The sequence below is a fragment of the Candidatus Pelagibacter sp. genome (assembly GCF_052049835.1).
Classification (GTDB): domain Bacteria; phylum Pseudomonadota; class Alphaproteobacteria; order Pelagibacterales; family Pelagibacteraceae; genus Pelagibacter.
Map to the genome: position 1 here is coordinate 1 of NZ_JBNGZF010000004.1, position 17,954 is coordinate 17,954.

Annotated in this window: 14 protein-coding genes and 4 tRNA genes; 15 read left to right on the forward strand and 3 right to left on the reverse strand. The window is 31.2% G+C overall.

Annotation, left to right across the window (positions count from 1 at the left end; genetic code table 11):
* On the reverse strand, nucleotides 1-743 hold a 743-nt coding region (locus ACTT9R_RS03690; protein WP_440926706.1), incomplete at its 3' end, for a glycosyltransferase.
* A gap of 35 nt (nucleotides 744-778) precedes the next feature.
* Here ACTT9R_RS03690 and ACTT9R_RS03695 point away from each other — a divergent pair.
* Complete coding sequence (locus ACTT9R_RS03695) at nucleotides 779-3,343, forward strand: NAD-dependent epimerase/dehydratase family protein (RefSeq protein ID WP_440926707.1); 2,565 nt, start codon at nucleotides 779-781, stop codon at nucleotides 3,341-3,343.
* Between the two features lie 22 nt (nucleotides 3,344-3,365).
* Here ACTT9R_RS03695 and ACTT9R_RS03700 read toward each other — a convergent pair.
* Nucleotides 3,366-3,441: transfer RNA gene (locus ACTT9R_RS03700), tRNA-Thr, on the reverse strand.
* Nucleotides 3,442-3,474: 33 nt separating this feature from the next.
* Nucleotides 3,475-4,218 carry a 23S rRNA (guanosine(2251)-2'-O)-methyltransferase RlmB gene (rlmB, locus tag ACTT9R_RS03705; RefSeq protein WP_440926708.1) on the reverse strand — a complete coding sequence of 248 codons (744 nt, stop codon included), beginning with the start codon at nucleotides 4,216-4,218 and terminating at the stop codon, nucleotides 3,475-3,477.
* Between the two features lie 129 nt (nucleotides 4,219-4,347).
* Here rlmB and ACTT9R_RS03710 point away from each other — a divergent pair.
* From ACTT9R_RS03710 to rpsG, 14 genes are all read left to right on the forward strand, one after another.
* Nucleotides 4,348-4,433: transfer RNA gene (locus ACTT9R_RS03710), tRNA-Tyr, on the forward strand.
* Nucleotides 4,434-4,477: 44 nt separating this feature from the next.
* Nucleotides 4,478-4,551, forward strand: a tRNA-Gly gene (locus tag ACTT9R_RS03715).
* Nucleotides 4,552-4,598: 47 nt separating this feature from the next.
* Entirely contained in the window at nucleotides 4,599-5,789 is a 1,191-nt protein-coding gene (gene tuf / locus ACTT9R_RS03720) for an elongation factor Tu (protein ID WP_440926709.1), read from the forward strand.
* 10 nt (nucleotides 5,790-5,799) lie between these two features.
* Nucleotides 5,800-5,875, forward strand: a tRNA-Trp gene (locus ACTT9R_RS03725).
* A gap of 17 nt (nucleotides 5,876-5,892) precedes the next feature.
* The gene (gene secE, locus ACTT9R_RS03730) at nucleotides 5,893-6,084 is read left to right on the forward strand and encodes a preprotein translocase subunit SecE (RefSeq protein ID WP_072090353.1); all 192 of its coding nucleotides are present in this window, start codon (nucleotides 5,893-5,895) and stop codon (nucleotides 6,082-6,084) included.
* Nucleotides 6,084-6,614: a transcription termination/antitermination protein NusG gene (gene nusG / locus ACTT9R_RS03735; RefSeq protein WP_145597949.1), complete on the forward strand. Its 531-nt coding sequence runs from the start codon at nucleotides 6,084-6,086 to the stop codon at nucleotides 6,612-6,614. The genes secE and nusG overlap by 1 nt, the downstream gene beginning before the upstream one ends.
* On the forward strand, nucleotides 6,614-7,039 hold the full coding sequence (gene rplK, locus ACTT9R_RS03740) for a 50S ribosomal protein L11 (RefSeq protein WP_023853690.1): 426 nt from the start codon (nucleotides 6,614-6,616) through the stop codon (nucleotides 7,037-7,039). The genes nusG and rplK overlap by 1 nt, the downstream gene beginning before the upstream one ends.
* On the forward strand, nucleotides 7,039-7,728 hold the full coding sequence (gene rplA, locus ACTT9R_RS03745; protein WP_440926710.1) for a 50S ribosomal protein L1: 690 nt from the start codon (nucleotides 7,039-7,041) through the stop codon (nucleotides 7,726-7,728). The genes rplK and rplA overlap by 1 nt, the downstream gene beginning before the upstream one ends.
* Nucleotides 7,729-7,733: 5 nt before the next feature.
* Complete coding sequence (gene rplJ, locus ACTT9R_RS03750; protein WP_440926791.1) at nucleotides 7,734-8,252, forward strand: 50S ribosomal protein L10; 519 nt, start codon at nucleotides 7,734-7,736, stop codon at nucleotides 8,250-8,252.
* Nucleotides 8,253-8,257: 5 nt separating this feature from the next.
* The gene (gene rplL, locus ACTT9R_RS03755; protein ID WP_145597943.1) at nucleotides 8,258-8,623 is read left to right on the forward strand and encodes a 50S ribosomal protein L7/L12; all 366 of its coding nucleotides are present in this window, start codon (nucleotides 8,258-8,260) and stop codon (nucleotides 8,621-8,623) included.
* A gap of 56 nt (nucleotides 8,624-8,679) precedes the next feature.
* Complete coding sequence (rpoB, locus tag ACTT9R_RS03760; protein ID WP_440926711.1) at nucleotides 8,680-12,768, forward strand: DNA-directed RNA polymerase subunit beta; 4,089 nt, start codon at nucleotides 8,680-8,682, stop codon at nucleotides 12,766-12,768.
* A complete protein-coding gene (gene rpoC / locus ACTT9R_RS03765; RefSeq protein ID WP_440926712.1) occupies nucleotides 12,768-16,937 on the forward strand; it encodes a DNA-directed RNA polymerase subunit beta' in 4,170 nt (1,389 codons plus the stop codon). The genes rpoB and rpoC overlap by 1 nt, the downstream gene beginning before the upstream one ends.
* 172 nt (nucleotides 16,938-17,109) lie before the next feature.
* Entirely contained in the window at nucleotides 17,110-17,481 is a 372-nt protein-coding gene (gene rpsL / locus ACTT9R_RS03770) for a 30S ribosomal protein S12 (RefSeq protein WP_440926713.1), read from the forward strand.
* Nucleotides 17,481-17,951 (forward strand): 30S ribosomal protein S7, encoded by a 471-nt coding sequence (gene rpsG / locus ACTT9R_RS03775; protein ID WP_440926714.1) that lies wholly within the window; start codon nucleotides 17,481-17,483, stop codon nucleotides 17,949-17,951. Before rpsL ends, rpsG begins: the two co-directional genes overlap by 1 nt.
* Nucleotides 17,952-17,954 lie beyond the last annotated feature (3 nt).

Sequence of the window (17,954 nt, forward strand, 5' to 3'; positions counted from 1 at the left end):
ATTAAGAATAAGACAAATAGAAAAGGTAAATAAAAATAAAAATTTTTTAAATTAATTTGTCTTAAAATAGGCCACATAAAATATCCATACAAAAATCTTTTTTTTATAAAATGAAAAATATTGACATTTTCGTGATAAATCATTGACTTTGGATTATATAAAAGTTTATTTTTTGTTTTACTCATTCTTTTATAAACAAAATCCCAATCTTCATTTCGAAGCATATTTGAGTCCATGTATCCAAATTTGATAAAATTACTTTTACTCATTATCCAATTGCAACTTGGCATAAAACTAACAAATTTTGGTTTAAGGATATTTTTTTTTTGTAATGACGGATTCATTGTAATTAACAAACTTTTTTTTACTTGACCCACAATATTTCCCTCAAAATTTTGAATTTTAGGATCAACATGTGGCCCTGCAATAATTCCGATTTGTTTATTTTTTAAATATTCAAAACTATTTTCAATCCATCCTTTAGAGGGATAAGCATCAGAATCTATAAATGCCAAATATTTTGTCTTTGCCAATTTTACTGCTATATTTCTTTTTGCACCAATACCTTTTTGAGAAGTAAAAATGAATTTAAGATTTTTATCTTTTTTATTTTTTACTTTTTGATTAAGACAGACTATAATTTTTATCTTTTTATATACTTTTCTGATTTTTATAATTGATTTTTTTACATCCTTGAGCGCAATACACGGTATAATTATAGTGAAATTATTTAAATTATTCATTATAAGAATTTATTTATATCTATATATAGAGTTTTATGAAAAAAAAAATCATTATAACGGGTGGACTTGGTTATATAGGTACTGAGTTATGTAAAATATATTCTGGTTATAGCTGGAATGATCAAATAACTGTAATCGATAATAGATTCGTATCTGAAAGAGTGAGTCAGATTAGAAATTGGAATATGAATTTTGTTCAAGGAGATATTCTTGATAAAGAATTAATATACACTCATTGTCATGACGCTGATATTGTTCATCATCTAGCTGGTATAACTGATGTTCCAAGAGTTCAAAGTGAAAGCAACAAGGATCGCGAAGATAAAATAAAAATAGTTGCAGAACAGGGAACACAAAATATTTTAGATGTAATAAGTGATAAATGTAAAATTATTATGCCTTCTTCTCATGTTGTTTTTGAAGGAATGGAAAAGGTAAAAAAAGATATTAAAGAAGATGAAAAAACCTCACCAGTTTTATCTTATGGTAAGTCAAAAGATTTTAATGAAAAGCAGTTAAAAACTTCTGGAAAAAATTATATTATTTTAAGATTAGGATCAGTTTACGGATACTCAACTGATACAGCTAGAATAGATATAATGGCTAATTTTTTTTCTAAAATGGCTTCACAAAATGGAACCCTAAGACTTTTTGCTGGAGGACGACAGGTTAAAAGTTTAGTTCCATTAATTGATGTGGCCAGATGCTTTAAGTTTATGGAAGAAAGAGAAGATTTATCCTATGATACTTTTAATTTAACTAAAGATACGGTGACAGTTAAAGAAGTTGCTGAAATATGTAAAAAATATAATCCAAAAGTTATCTTAAGAGAAACAAACGATGAAATCCCAAATATGGGATTTTCACTATCTAATAAAAAAATTTTAAACACTGGTTTTAAGTTTTTATATGCACTTGATGAGAGTATTAAAGAAATGATTCTTAAGTGGTCTAAACAAGACTTAATAAAAGATCTAGAACATGTAAGAGATGGGGGTAATGAGTTTATTGATGAACGTGGAAAGATTAGCAACCATGAATTAACTGAGCCAATTAATTTAATTGGTTTAATTGACTCAAAAAAAGGAACAATTAGAGCAAACCATTATCATCCACAACAGGAACAAAAATGTTTATTTACTAAGGGACAAATTATTGAAATTTTTCAAGACATACTTAATCCTAACTCACCAAAAATTACACAAGTTGTTAATGAAGGTCAGTTATCAATAATAAAACCAAACGTAGCGCACACTATGATTTTTACTAAAGACACTACTTTTTTAAATTTAGTAAGAGGAGAAAGAGATCATGAAAATTATGGAATATCTCATACTATAAGACATTGGTTTGTTGATGAGGCAGAGAGAGACCTTCTTATGAGTTGCTATAAATTTGAATGTAGATCTTGTGGAAATGTTAAATTAAAAAGAGTTGTTTCATTAGGTTATCAACCATTGGCGAATAATTTATTAAATAAAAAAGAGGATAAATGTGAGTTATATCCATTAGAAGTAAATTACTGTGAAAATTGTCATAATTGCCAATTATCTGTTGCAGTAGATCCAAAAAAAATGTTTTCTAATTATTTATATACTTCATCTACTTCTGCCAGCTTTAGAGAACATTTTATTATTGCTGCTAAAAATTATGTAAAAGAATTTAAATTAAAACTAAAAAAATCCTATATAATTGATATTGGAAGTAATGATGGTGTAGCTTTAAAACCATTTAAAGATTTAGGTTTTAAAAAAATTCTAGGTATTGAGCCAGCTAAGAACTTAGCAAAACTTGCTAACAAAAATAAAATAAAAACCTTTAATGGGTTTTTAAGTAAAAAAAATATAAAGAATATTAAAAAAAATGCTGATTTAATTTTAGCATCAAATGTTTTTGCACATTCGGATAATTTAAAAGAAATGGCTGAATGCATGATCCAGCTTTTAAGCAAAAAAGGTACAATTATAATTGAGGTTCAGTATTTAATGGATACTCTTAAAGATTTAACTTTTGATAATATCTATCATGAACACTACAATTATTGGTCTTTAACATCTTTAGTTAATTTCTTTAAACAATTTGATGTAAAGATATTTAAAGCAGAAAAAATTGATACTCATGGAGGTTCTATTAGAATTTATATTAAAAAAGGTAAAAATATAAAGATTGAAAATAGTGTAAAAAAATTACTTGAAGAAGAAGTAAAATTTGGAATTAAAAATTTTAAAACGTACCAAACTTTTGGGGAAAAAATTTATAAAATCAGAGAAAATGTCACTAAGAATTTGAAGAGTCTTACAAAAAATAATAAGAGTATTATCGGTTATGGTGCTCCAGCAAAAGCCACAACAGCTCTTAATTTCTTTGGTATTAATAAAGAAATTGAATATATCATTGAGGATAATAAATTAAAACATAACAAGTTTGTACCAGGTATGAAAATTCCTATTAAATCAAAAAAAAACTTAACTAATAAAGATAGTATAGTTTTAGTTTTAGCTTGGAATTTTTTTGAAGATATAAAAAAAAATAATGAGGATCTAAATTGTAAATTTTTAAATATAAAAGATTTAGAAAAAAATAAATTTACTTTTAAATAAAATTAAAAAAAATGAGATTTTGTGGTGCCCCCGCACGGATTCGAACCGCGGACCTATTGATTACAAATCAATTGCTCTACCAGCTGAGCTACAAGGGCATGCGCAATAATTATTAACTATTTGTTAAATAATCAACTCTTTTTTTTTATATAACTAAGGTGGTGAAACACAATTGCAGCACTATTTGAGATATTTAAACTTTCAATCTCTTCATTAATATTAATTTTAACAAAAAAATCTGCATATTTACCAGTATGCTGTCTCATGCCAAATCCTTCTGATCCAAATAGAAGAATATTATTTCCTTCCCATTTTATGTCAGTGAAATCTTTTTGACCTTTCGCATCAAAACCGTAAACCCAGAAATTTTTTTCTCTTAGGTTTTTTAATGTGGAATTAATATTAGATACTTGAAATATATTCACATGCTCCATACAACCACTCGCTGATTTATACATTAGTTTACTATCTCTAGGAAAATGTCTTTCTTTAATTATCAATCCATCTATATCAAATGATGCAGCACTTCTAATTAATGAACCAATATTTCTTGGATCAGTAACTTCATCGAGACAGACAAATGTTAAATTGTTTTTGTCTTTAATAAATTGTTTAAGATCTGGTTGATCTAAATGCTCAATCTCTGCAACATAACCGTTATGCATTAATAGTTCTTTAGAAGTATATTTGTCTAATTCTTTTTTAGATTTAAAATAAACTTTAACATCTTCTAAAATGTTTTTATTTGGGTTTTTTCTATGAATATTTTTTTTAGACTCTTCAGTTAAAAAGACACGTAAAACTTTTCTTTTAGGATTTCTAAGAGCTTCAATAACCGCATGTTGACCAACAATAAAAAATGACGATTTATTCATAAATAAATAAGTGTTTTACACGTTTTTTTTGATATTTTCTTAATAAATGACGTGTTGCATTTGCACAAATAAAATATATAAAACGCATGTTATTTGAAGCTTTATTGAACAAGGGGACACTTCCCCAAAGGAGGGGTTCCAGAGCGGTCAAATGGGGCGGGCTGTAAACCCGTTGACTTCGGTCTTCGAAAGTTCGAATCTTTCCCCCTCCACCATTTAATAAATTTTAGATAACATGGAGTGTTACTCTTGGGGTTGTGCGGGTGTAGTTCAATGGTAGAACGCTAGCCTTCCAAGCTGGATGTAAGGGTTCGATTCCCTTTACCCGCTCCAAGAAATTAAAATTAAAGGAAACAAAAAAAAACTGAGGTAAAAAAGTAATGTCAAAAGAAAAATTTGTAAGAAATAAACCCCACTGTAACATTGGGACTATTGGTCATGTCGACCATGGTAAAACAACTCTTACTGCCGCAATTACAAATGTATTAGCACAAGCTGGCGGTGGAACTGCAGTTGCTTATGATCAGATTGATAAAGCACCTGAAGAAAAAGAGAGAGGTATAACAATTTCAACAGCACACGTTGAGTATGAAACTGAAAAAAGACACTATGCTCACGTAGATTGTCCTGGTCACGCTGACTATGTTAAAAATATGATAACTGGTGCTGCACAAATGGATGGAGCAATTTTAGTTGTTAATGCAGCTGATGGTCCTATGCCACAAACAAGAGAACATATTCTTTTAGGAAGACAAGTTGGTATTCCAGCAATTGTTGTTTACTTAAACAAAGTAGACCAAGTAGATGACAAAGAAATGATCGATCTTGTAGAAGAAGAAATTAGAGAACTTTTAACATCATATAAATATCCTGGTGACAAAACACCAATCGTTAAAGGTTCAGCTTTAGCAGCAGTTGAAGGAAGAGATGATGAAATTGGAAAAAATTCAATTTTAGAATTAATGAAAGCTGTTGATGAACATATTCCACAACCAGCTAGAGAAGTTGATAAACCATTCTTGATGCCGATTGAAGATGTGTTTTCAATTTCTGGAAGAGGAACTGTTGCTACTGGTAGAGTAGAGTCAGGTGTAATTAAAACTGGAGAAGAGGTTGAAATAGTTGGAATTAAAGAAACTAAAAAATCAGTTTGTACTGGAGTAGAAATGTTTAGAAAACTTTTAGATACCGGTGAAGCTGGAGATAACGTTGGAATTTTATTGAGAGGTATTGAAAGAACTGACATTGAAAGAGGTCAGGTTCTTTGTAAGCCTGGCTCAATTACTCCACATACTAAGTTTGAAGCTCAAGCGTATGTACTTAAGAAAGATGAAGGTGGAAGACATACTCCATTCTTTACTAAGTACAGACCACAGTTTTATTTTAGAACAACAGACGTTACGGGTGAAGTAGAATTACCAGCTGGAACAGAAATGGTTATGCCAGGTGATGATGCTAAATTCACTGTTAAACTAATTACCCCAATTGCTATGGCAGAGAAATTAAACTTTGCAATTAGAGAAGGTGGAAGAACTGTTGGAGCAGGAGTAGTAACTAAAATTATAGAGTAACTCTATAAATAGGAGTGTAGCTCAATTGGTAGAGCGCCGGTCTCCAAAACCGGAGGCTGAGGGTTCGAGTCCCTCCGCTCCTGCCAATTTGAGCTTATAAATTATGAGAAACCCGATTAAATTTATACAAGAAGTTAAACAAGAGGCTTTTAAAGTTACTTGGCCTACCTGGAAAGAGACATTGCAAGGTGCCTTAATGGTTTTTGTTATGGCAGTTGTTATGTCTTTATTTTTTCTTCTTTTAGATCAGGTTTTGAAATTTTTTTTAGAACTTTTACTTAAAGTGAGTATTTAATGAAAAATTGGTACATTGTTCAGTCTCATTCTAGTTTTGAGAATAAAGTTGCCTCTTTGATTAAAGAGGAGGCAGATAAAGCTAAAATTTCTGATAAATTTGAAGAGATTATTGTTCCTACCCATGATGTTACAGAAGTTAAGAGAGGTAAAAGAATTCAAAGAAAAAAGAAATACTTTCCTGGATATGTATTAATAAAGAGTGAAATGGATAATAATATTTATCATATGATCAAGAATATAAAAAGGGTCAGTGGTTTTTTGGGCACAAAAGGTATTCCTGTTCCAGTTTCAGATAAAGAGGTAGAGAAGATTTTAGGTCAGATTAAAGATGGTGTTGCTCAGCCAAAATCTGGTGTAGATTACAGTGTAGGTGAAAAAGTTCAGGTTGTAGATGGTCCATTTGCGTCATTTACTGGCATGATCGAAGAAATTGATGAAGAAAAAGCTAGACTAAAGGTGTCAGTTTCTATATTTGGTCGTCCTACACCAGTAGATTTAGAATATAATCAGGTTGAGAAGGTAAGTTAATGGCAAAAGAAATTAGTGGATTTATAAAATTACAAATTAAAGGCGGTCAGGCTAATCCAGCCCCACCAGTTGGTCCTGCATTAGGTCAACGAGGTGTAAATATTATGGAATTTTGTAAAGCGTTTAACGATAAAACTAAATCAATGGCAGGCAAACCTGTGCCGGTAGAAATCACTGTTTATAAAGACAAAAAATTTGATTTTAAAATTAAATCACCTCCAGCATCTTTTTATATTAAAGAGGCAGTCAAACTTAAAGGTGGATCAAAAGAACCTGGAAGAAATATTGTTGCTTCAATTTCTAAAAAACAATTAGAGAGTATAGCAAAAGAAAAAATGAATGATCTAAATGCACATGATATTGAAGAAGCTATAAAAATTATTGCAGGATCAGCTAGATCAATGGGTATTGAGGTAAAAGAATAATGGCATCAAAAAGATACAAAAAATTACCTGAAAAGACAAAAGACTTGAACGCAGAGTCTATAGAAAAATTGTTACCTGAGCTTAAGAAAAATTGCACAACTAAATTTGACGAGTCATTAGATTTAAGTTTTCAAATAAATCACAAGCAAAAGAAAAGTGAAGTTAATATTAGAACAGTTGTTAATTTACCTGGCGGCACAGGTAAGAAAGTTAAAGTTGCTGTAGTTTGTGAAGATAATAAATCGCAAGATGCAAAAGATGCAGGTGCAGATATCGTAGGTGGTGATGAATTTGTTGAAAGAATTAAAGGTGGAGAATTAAATTTTGAAAAATTAATTTGTACGCCAGGAATGATGATTAAACTTTCTAAATTAGGAAAAGTTTTAGGACCAAAAGGTTTAATGCCTAACCCTAAACTTGGTTCAGTTTCTGAAAATATTAAAGAAGCAGTAACTAACGCTAAATCTGGTCAAGTAGAAGTTAGAAATGATAAAGACGGAAATATTGGAGTGAGTATTGGTAAAAAATCTTTTACCGATGATCAATTACTTAAAAACTACAATGCAATTTTAGATGCTTTAGAAAAAGAAAAATCAAATAACACTTTAAAAGGTGATTTAATTAGAAGTGTATTTGCTACATCAACAATGGGTGTTTCATATAAAGTTAAATTAGGGAAATCAATATAGTTATGATGAACAAAGAACAAAAGAAAAATTATATTGAAGAAATGACTAGTAAGTTTGAAAACAGTAAAGCTGTTATGGTTACCCACTATCAAGGTTTAACAATGACTCAATTGGATGAATTAAGAGCCAAAATGAGAGAACATGGAATCATATTTAAGATAACAAAAAATAGAATTACGAAATTAGCTTTAGAAAAAACTAAGTGTAAAGATTTATCAAATTTATTTACTGGTCCTACGGCAGTAGCATTTGGGGAGGATGCTATAATGTCTGCAAGAATTCTTTCAAAATTTGCAAAAGATAACGAAAACTTAAAATTAATTGGTGGAATTATGGATAAAGAGGTCTTAGATCAGGCCGGTGTCCAAAATGTAGCTAGTTTACCTACGTTAGATGAAGCAAGAGCCAATATTGTGGGTATTTTGAACGCTTCTGCATCTAAATTAATCAGTATTTTGCTTGCACATTCAGAAAAAATGAGTAATTTGTCCGCAGAAAATTCTGAAACACAACCCAAAGAGTAATACATATGCCTGACCTAAACAAAATTATTGAAGACTTATCAAGTTTGACTGTTGCAGAGGCAGCTGAACTTTCAAAACAATTAGAAGAAAAATGGGGTGTAACTCCAATGGCAGCAGCAGCTCCAGCAGCAGCAGGTGGTGCGGCTCCAGCAGAAGATAAAGATGATTTTACAATCATGTTAGTTTCTGCAGGCGATAAAAAAATTAATGTTATTAAAGAAGTAAGAGCAGCTACTTCATTAGGTTTAAAAGAAGCTAAAGATCTTGTAGAGGGAGCACCAAAAGAAGTTAAGTCTGGTGTAAACAAAAAAGACGCTGAAGAGATCAAAGCTAAGTTAGAAGCTGCTGGCGCTAAAGTAGAACTTAAATAAATTAAATAGAAAGATTTCGAATACTGATTATTTTTAATCAGTATTTATAAACATAGATGCAATTATCTTTTACTGAAAAGAAAAACATTAGAAAAAGTTTTGGTAAACTAAAAGAAAGTTTATCTATACCTAATTTAATTGAAGTACAAAAAAATTCATACAAAGAATTAACAGAATTTAGTGTTGAATCAGCAGAACTTACAAAAGGTTTTGATAGAGTTTTTAAAAGTATTTTTCCAATTGAAGATTTAAATGACAAAGCAACTTTAGAATATGTTTCATACAGATTAGAGAAACCAAAATTTGATGTTGAAGAATGTATAGCAAGAGGTCTTACTTATTCATCAGCTCTTAAGTGTACTTTAAGATTAGTAGTTTATGAAATAGATCAAGACAACAATACAAAAGATATTTTATCAGCTAAAGAGCAAGAAGTTTATATGGGCGAAGTTCCTATGATGACTAATAGTGGAACTTTTATAACCAACGGCGTTCAAAGAGTTGTAGTAAACCAAATGCACAGAAGTCCAGGCGTATTTTTTGATCATGATAAAGGAAAAACCCATGCAAGCGGTAAACTTTTATTTAATTGCAGAGTAATACCTAATAGAGGTTCATGGTTAGATTTCGAATATGATGTTAAGGATTTTTTATATTTTAAAATTGACAGAAAAAAGAAAATTTTTTCATCTACTTTATTATTAGCTTTAGGTTTTACAAAATCTGAAATTGTTGATGAGTTCTATGAAAGCGAACAATATAATTTTGATCCAAAAACAGAAAAGTGGAAAACTAAATTTAATCCTGAAAACTACAAAGCAAAAAATTTTTCAGAAGAAGTAATTGATGCGAAAACTGGTGAAGTAGTAATTAAATTAGGTGACAAGATTAATTTTTTAAGTGCAAAAAAATTAGCTAATGATGGTTTAAAAGACATACTAGTTTCTAGAGAGTCTTTGTTTGGTAAATTTTTACACAGAGATGTCAAAGTCAACGAAGAAGAGGACGGTGTATTTAAAATTGGGACTGAATTAAATGATACAATTATTCAACAAATTTTAGATGCAAATATACACACACTTCAAATTTCTGTTACAAACTCTATAAACAAAGGGCCTTATCTACTTACAACTATTTTAGCTGATAAAAATAATAATAAAGACGAAGCTATTACGGAAATTTATAAAATGCTAAGACCTGGTGAGCCACCAACAATAGAGATAGCAACTCAAATATTTAATAATCTTTTCTTTAGTTCAGACAGATATGATTTGTCTGATGTTGGAAGAGTTAAAATGAACTCAAGATTAAACCAAGAGTGTTCTGATAAAATTACCATATTAAGAAATGACGACATCATTGCAATTATTCATAAAATGTTGGATTTACGTGATGGTAAAGATGATGTCGATGACATCGATCACCTAGGAAATAGAAGAGTTCGTTCTGTTGGAGAGCTAGTTGAGAACCAAGCTAGAATTGGTGTTTATAGAATGGAAAGAGCTATTAAAGAAAAAATGACAACTTTGGATGTTGAGTCAGCAATGCCACAAGATCTAATTAATGCAAAACCATTAACAGTTTCATTGAAAGATTTTTTTGCAAGTTCACAACTATCTCAGTTTATGGATCAAACAAACCCTTTATCTGAAATTACTCATAAAAGAAGAGTTTCAGCGTTAGGTCCAGGTGGTTTAACAAGAGAAAGAGCAGGTTTTGAAGTTAGGGACGTCCATCCAACCCACTATGGAAGAATTTGTCCAATTGAGACACCAGAGGGTCCAAATATCGGTTTGATTAATAGTTTATCTACTTATGCAAAAATTAATAAGTATGGCTTTATTGAAAGTCCTTACAAAAAAGTAAAAGACGGTATTGTTCAAGATAAAGTCGAATACTTGTCAGCAATGGAAGAAACAAAATTCACTATTGCTCAAGCAAATACAAAACTTGATAAAAATGGAAAAATTACTGAAGAACTAGTTTCATGCAGACAAAACCTTAACTTTCTTTTAGCAAAGCCTGACTCTATTGATTACATTGACGTATCACCAAAACAATTAGTTTCAGTTGCAGCATCTTTAATTCCATTCTTAGAAAATGATGATGCAAACAGAGCTTTAATGGGATCAAACATGATGAGACAAGCAGTTCCATTATTAAAACCAGAGTCTCCACTTGTCGGTACAGGAATTGAAAGTGATGTTGCTTTAGATTCTGGGGTTACTATTGTTGCTAAGCGTGATGGAGTTGTTGATAAAATAGATGGTAAAAGAATTGTTATAAAAGTAACTGAGGAAACAGACTTTAGTAAGTCTGGTGTAGATATCTATAACCTTCAAAAATTTAAAAGATCAAACCAAAATACCTGCATAAATCAAAGACCACTAGTTAGAGTTGGTGATAAAGTTAAATCTGGAGATATTATTGCAGATGGCCCTTCAACAAAATTAGGTGAACTTGCTTTAGGTAAGAACGTTACTGTAGCATTCATGCCGTGGCAAGGTTACAACTTTGAAGACTCAATCTTAATTTCAGAAAGATGTGTTACAGATGACGTATTCACATCTGTTCACATTGTTGAATACGAAATAATGGCAAGAGATACAAAACTTGGTGAAGAAGAAATAACTAGAGATATACCAAATGTAAATGAAGAGGCTCTAAAAAACCTTGATGAATCGGGAATAGTTTATATTGGTGCAGAGGTTAATGCTGGTGATATTTTGGTTGGTAAAGTTACTCCAAAAGGTGACTCAGCGTCTGGACCAGAAGAAAAATTATTAAGATCAATTTTTGGAGAAAAAGCTATTGATGTAACTGATACATCTTTAAGAATGTCTAGAGGATCAAGTGGAACAGTAGTTGATGTAAGAGTATTCAATAGACACGGAATTGAGAAGGACGAAAGATCAATAACTATTGAAAGAGCTGAAATTGAGCAAGTTCAACAAGATAAAATTGTTGAGGAAGAAATATTAGAAAGAAGTATTAAACAAAGAGCTTCACAATTCTTGTCAGGATCATCTTTAACTAAAAAAGTGAAAGATTTATCAGAAGGCACTAAGTTAGATTTTGATAAAATTAATACATTATCAATTAATGATGTCTTCAAAATCACAGTAGGAAATGTAAATGACGAATCAACATTAGCCCAATTGAAAGATCAATATAATAAAGCAAAACAAGATATAACGGAGAGATTTGAAGATAAAGTTTTAAAAATTAGAAGTGGTGATGATTTATTACCTAGCGTTATGAAAATGGTAAAAGTATTCGTTGCTATCAAAAGAAGATTAAGACCTGGTGATAAAATGTCAGGAAGACATGGAAACAAAGGAGTTGTAAGTAAAATTGTACCTGTTGAAGATATGCCATATAGGGAAGATGGTAGACCAGTTGATATTGTATTAAATCCTTTGGGTGTTCCAAGTAGGATGAACGTTGGTCAAATTCTAGAGACACATTTGGGTTGGGCATGTAAAGAATTTGGTGAACAAGTTAAAAAATTAGTTAACGCAAACAACAAAAAAATTGAAAGAACAGAAAAAATCGAAAAATTCTTAAAATCTGTTTATGGAGAAGAAATTTTTAATGATAAAGTTGACAAGTTAAGCAAGAGTGAATTTAAAGATCTTTGTGAAAATTTACAAAATGGTATCGCAATCTCAACCCCTGTTTTTGATGGTGCTAAAGAAAAAAATGTTACTGAGATGCTTGAATTAGCAAATTTACCAGGATCTGGACAAACATATTTATGGGATGGAAGAACTGGTGAGAAGTTTGATAGACCAGTTACTGTTGGAATAATCTACATGCTAAAACTCCACCACTTAGTTGAAGATAAAATTCATGCAAGATCTACAGGACCTTACAGTTTGGTCACACAACAACCTCTTGGTGGTAAAGCACAATTAGGTGGTCAAAGATTTGGTGAAATGGAAGTATGGGCACTTGAGGCATATGGTGCATCATACACATTACAGGAAATTTTAACTGTTAAATCTGATGATGTTGCAGGAAGAGTTAAAGTTTATGAAACTATAGTTAAAGGTGAGGAAAACTTTGAGTCAGGAATACCGGAATCATTTAACGTATTAGTTAAAGAAATTAAATCATTAGCATTAAATGTGGAGCTTAATTAATGAAAAAAGAATTAACAGATCTATTTAAAGGAAGCGAAATTTCAGAGGCTCAAAATTTTAATAGCATTAAAATTTCACTTGCTAGCCCAGAGAAAATCAAATCCTGGACATTTGGTGAAATTAAAAAGCCTGAAACAATTAATTATAGAACATTCAGACCTGAAAAAGATGGGTTGTTCTGTGCGAGAATTTTTGGACCAATAAAAGATTATGAGTGTTTATGCGGAAAGTATAAACGAATGAAATTTAGAGGGATTATATGTGAGAAGTGTGGTGTTGAGGTTACAAAGTCCAATGTAAGAAGAGAAAGAATGGGCCACATTAATCTTGCTACACCGGTAGCACATATTTGGTTCTTGAAGTCTCTTCCAAGCAGAATTGCTTTAGCAGTGGATATGAAGCTAAAAGAAATAGAGAGAGTTCTCTATTTTGAAAACTTTATAGTAATTGAACCAGGATTAACTGGCTTGCAAAAAAATCAACTCTTAAATGAGGAAGAATTAGCAAAATATCAAGACGAATTTGGTGAAGAGAGTTTTACAGCAGGAATTGGAGCAGAAGCCGTTCTAGAGATGCTGAAAAATTTAGATTTAGAATTAGAAAGAAAAAATCTTGTTAGCTTTATTAAAGAAACCAAATCAAAAGTTAATGAAGAAAGAGCAATTAAAAGATTAAAATTAATTGAGTCATTTATTGAGACTGGTCAAAAACCCGAGTGGATGATTATGACTGTTGTGCCAGTTATACCACCAGAATTAAGACCTTTGGTTCCTCTAGACGGTGGAAGATTTGCTACTTCAGATCTTAACGATTTATATAGAAGAGTAATTAATAGAAATAACAGATTAAAAAGATTAATGGATCTTAAAGCTCCAGATATCATTGTTAGAAATGAAAAAAGGATGCTGCAAGAGTCTGTTGATGCTCTTTTTGATAATGGAAGAAGAGGTAGAGTAATTACAGGCACAGGTAAGCGACCACTTAAATCTCTTGCTGAAATGTTAAAAGGTAAGCAAGGAAGATTTAGACAAAATTTATTAGGTAAAAGAGTTGATTATTCTGGAAGATCAGTGATCGTTGTCGGTCCAGATCTAAAACTCCATGAGTGTGGTTTACCCAAAAAAATGGCTCTTGAGTTATTTAAACCATTTTTATACGCAAGATTAAATAAATTAGGTTTAGCTTCAACAATTAAACAAGCTAAAAAATTAGTTGAAAAAGAAACTAATGCAGTTTGGGACGCTTTAGAATTAATAGTTAGAGAGCATCCGGTGCTTTTAAATAGAGCGCCAACACTTCATAGGCTTGGAGTTCAAGCTTTTGAGCCAAAATTAATTGAAGGAGATGCAATTGAATTACACCCTTTAACTTGTGCAGCATTTAATGCTGACTTTGATGGTGACCAAATGGCAGTGCACGTGCCGTTAAGTTTAGAAGCACAATTAGAGGCAAGAATTTTAATGTTATCTACAAATAATATTCTTTCTCCATCAAATGGAAAACCTATTATCGTTCCAAGTCAGGATATGATTTTAGGAATTTACTATCTTTCACAAGAGCCTATATCTGACAAACCTGCTGGATACTTTACAAATTCGGATCAAATTGAATTTGCATTATCGTCTGGTCAAATAAATGTACATAGCACAATCATTTCAAGATACGAGACTGTAGATGAGCAAGGAAATAAGAAAATAGAAAAATACACTTCTACAGCTGGAAGATTTTTATTAGCAAACTTATTACCTAAAAATAGTAACATTAAGTTCTCTTTAGTAGATAGATTGTTGCCTAAAAAAGTAGTTTCAGAAATAATTGATATTGTATTTAGATTTTGTGGTCAAAAAACAACTGTAATTTTCTGTGACAAACTTAAAGATTTAGGATTTAAACACGCTTTTAAAGCAGGAATTTCGTTTGGAAAAGACGATCTTGTAATCCCTGCAAATAAAACTCAATTAATTGATGATACTAAGAAATTAATTGCAGATTATGAAACTCAATATGCCGAAGGTTTAATTACAAGAGGTGAAAAATACAACAAAGTTGTTGATGCTTGGTCTAAGTGCACAGATAAAGTTGCCGGAGAAATGATGAAAGGAATTTCAGCTACAGAAAAAACTGATGAAGGATTAAAGATTAATTCTGTATTTATGATGGCCGACAGTGGAGCCAGAGGATCTGCTGCTCAAATGAAACAACTAGCTGGTATGAGAGGTTTGATTGCTAAACCGTCAGGGGAAATTATTGAAAGTCCAATTATTTCAAACTTTAAAGAAGGATTAACTGCTTTAGAGTACTTTAATTCAACCCACGGAGCTAGAAAAGGATTAGCGGATACAGCTCTTAAAACAGCTAGTTCTGGATATTTAACAAGAAGACTATGTGATGTTGCACAAGATTTAACAATAACAAAAGTTAATTGCAATGATCCTGGATTTATTGAACTTTCTGAAATTTTAGAAGGTGGTAATGTTGTTGTTAGTTTATCTGAAAGAGCATTAGGAAGAGTAACAGCTGCTGATGTTAAGAACCCTTTATCGGGTGAAGTAATTATTAAAAAATCTGAAATGATTGATGAGGCAGGCTGCGATAAAATTGATGCCGCAGGAGTTAAATCAATTAAAGTTTATTCTGTAATGACATGTAGTTCAAAAGAAGGTGTTTGTGCTACTTGCTATGGACGAGATTTATCAAGAGGTAAGATGGTTCATGTTGGTGAAGCTATTGGAATGATATCTGCTCAATCAATTGGAGAACCAGGAACACAGCTAACAATGAGAACGTTCCACGTTGGAGGAACAGCTTCAGTAAAACAAGATTCTCAAATAGTTACTAAAAGTGAAGGAACTTTAAAAATAATCAACTCAAATATTTTAGAGGATTCTAAAAAGAATTTGATTGTTATGGGAAGAAACACTCAACTTTCTATAGAGGATGACAAAGGAGTTCAGATAGCGGTTTATAAAGTTGCTTATGGTTCAAGATTATTTTTCAACAACGGTGACAAAGTCAAAGCAAATACTAAAATATGTGAATGGGATCCTTACACAACACCAGTTATAGCAGAGAAAAGTGGTACAGCTAGTTATGTAGATTTAATTGATGGTGTTTCAATTCAAGAAACTACTGATGATGCAACAGGAATTTCTTCAAAATCAGTAATTGATTGGAGAGGTCAATCAAAAAGTACTGATTTAAAACCTAGAATCACACTTAGAGATGAAAAAGGAAATGTAATTAAAAAAGCTGATGATAATGAAGCTAGATATTATTTAGTACCAGACTCGATTTTATCAATAAAAGATGGTCAAAAAGTTTATGCAGGTGACGTAATTGCAAGATTGCCCAAGGAAACTACAAAAACAAAAGATATTACTGGAGGTCTTCCAAGAGTTGCTGAATTATTTGAAGCTAGAAAAGCTAAGGATAGTGCAATAATTGCAGAAAATGATGGTAGTGTTGTTTTTGGTAAAGAAGTAAGAGGTAAACAAAGAGTATCTATTGTTCCTGAAGACGGATCTGAACCTTCAAATTATTTAATTCCCAAAGGTAAGCATATCAATTTCAACCCTGGTGAAAAAATTCAAAGAGGAGAGTATCTTCTAGATGGTCAACCATTGCCACATGATATTTTAAGAATTTTAGGAATAAAAGAATTAACAGAATATTTTGTTAACCAAGTTCAAGAAGTTTATAGATTACAAGGTGTAATAATAAACGATAAGCATATCGAAACTATTTTAAGACAAATGCTTAAAAAGGTAGAGGTTAAAGTTTCAGGTGACTCAAGTTATTTACCTGGTGAAGTAGTTGATAGAATTAAGTTTGATAATTCCAATGAAAAATTAGTTGCAGAAGGTAAAACACCAGCTGTTGGCGAGAGAGTTCTAATGGGTATCACTAAAGCTTCGCTTCAAACTGAATCGTTTATATCAGCAGCTTCGTTCCAAGAAACTACAAGGGTACTAACAGATGCCGCAATTAAAGGAAAAGTTGATCCATTAAACGGTCTAAAAGAGAACGTAATTGTTGGAAGATTAGTTCCAGCAGGTACTGGTAATATTAAAAATAGATGGAACAATAAAGCTCTAGAGGATGATAATAATTTCTTAGCAGAGCAGGATAAAATAGAAGCATCAGAACCTGAGGAAACACAGGCAAATTAGTAAAAAAATCGCCTAAAAATTGCAGTTTTAGTTTGACAAAGGATTATTATTAAGTAATTTGGCGGTGTTTTTGGTTGGAATGTAGTGCTTCTAACAGTACTAAACGCTGCCACAAAATAACCTGTCAGTTATTTTCATCTAAAAATAAATTAATTAATTTTTAAAAAATTTTATGCCAACTATTAATCAGTTGTTAAGAAAAAAAAGAGTAAAGCAAGTTACAAGGAATAAGGTTCCTGCTTTACAAAAACAACCTTTAAAAAGAGGTGTTTGTGTAAAAGTTTATACAACAACTCCTAAAAAACCAAATTCTGCATTAAGAAAAGTTGCGAGGGTTAGATTATCAAATGGATTTGAAGTTACAGCTTATATTCCAGGTGAAGGTCACAACCTCCAAGAACACTCAGTAGTACTGATTAGAGGTGGTAGGGTAAAAGATTTACCTGGTGTTCGTTATCATATTCTAAGAGGGAATTTAGATACCCAAGGTGTTGCGAACAGAAAACAAAGAAGATCTTTATACGGAACAAAAAAAGGTAAATAATGTCTAGGAAAAAAACACAGCCAAAAAAAAATATAGTTCCAGATCCAAAATTTAATTCAACTATAATTCCAAAGTTAATAAATAATATAATGTACGATGGTAAAAGAGGTATAGCTGCTAAAATTGTTTATGACGCAATTGATAAAATAAAAACAAAAACGAAAGACGAACCAATAAATATTTTTAATGAAGCAATTAATAACATAAAACCAACTGTAGAAGTTAGATCTAGAAGAGTTGGTGGTGCAACTTATCAAGTCCCTGTTGAGGTAAAAAGTAAAAGAGCACAAGCGTTAGCTATCAGATGGTTAGTTGAGTCAGCAAGAAAAAGAAAAGATAAACACATGGCAGATAAAATTTTTAATGAGCTTTACGATGCTTATGAAAAAAAAGGTGCTGCTGTTAAAAAAAGAGAGGATGTACATAAGATGGCAGAGTCTAACAAGGCATTTGCACATTTTAGATGGTAATTA

What these genes read in the sequence shown, in the direction of transcription:
- ACTT9R_RS03695 (WP_440926707.1), top strand. Translation starts at nt 779, where the DNA reads ATGAAAAAAAAAATCATTATAACGGGTGGACTTGGTTATATAGGTACT.
- rlmB (WP_440926708.1), bottom strand. Translation starts at nt 4,218, where the DNA reads ATGAATAAATCGTCATTTTTTATTGTTGGTCAACATGCGGTTATTGAA.
- tuf (WP_440926709.1), top strand. Translation starts at nt 4,599, where the DNA reads ATGTCAAAAGAAAAATTTGTAAGAAATAAACCCCACTGTAACATTGGG.
- secE (WP_072090353.1), top strand. Translation starts at nt 5,893, where the DNA reads ATGAGAAACCCGATTAAATTTATACAAGAAGTTAAACAAGAGGCTTTT.
- nusG (WP_145597949.1), top strand. Translation starts at nt 6,084, where the DNA reads ATGAAAAATTGGTACATTGTTCAGTCTCATTCTAGTTTTGAGAATAAA.
- rplK (WP_023853690.1), top strand. Translation starts at nt 6,614, where the DNA reads ATGGCAAAAGAAATTAGTGGATTTATAAAATTACAAATTAAAGGCGGT.
- rplA (WP_440926710.1), top strand. Translation starts at nt 7,039, where the DNA reads ATGGCATCAAAAAGATACAAAAAATTACCTGAAAAGACAAAAGACTTG.
- rplJ (WP_440926791.1), top strand. Translation starts at nt 7,734, where the DNA reads ATGAACAAAGAACAAAAGAAAAATTATATTGAAGAAATGACTAGTAAG.
- rplL (WP_145597943.1), top strand. Translation starts at nt 8,258, where the DNA reads ATGCCTGACCTAAACAAAATTATTGAAGACTTATCAAGTTTGACTGTT.
- rpoB (WP_440926711.1), top strand. Translation starts at nt 8,680, where the DNA reads ATGCAATTATCTTTTACTGAAAAGAAAAACATTAGAAAAAGTTTTGGT.
- rpoC (WP_440926712.1), top strand. Translation starts at nt 12,768, where the DNA reads ATGAAAAAAGAATTAACAGATCTATTTAAAGGAAGCGAAATTTCAGAG.
- rpsL (WP_440926713.1), top strand. Translation starts at nt 17,110, where the DNA reads ATGCCAACTATTAATCAGTTGTTAAGAAAAAAAAGAGTAAAGCAAGTT.
- rpsG (WP_440926714.1), top strand. Translation starts at nt 17,481, where the DNA reads ATGTCTAGGAAAAAAACACAGCCAAAAAAAAATATAGTTCCAGATCCA.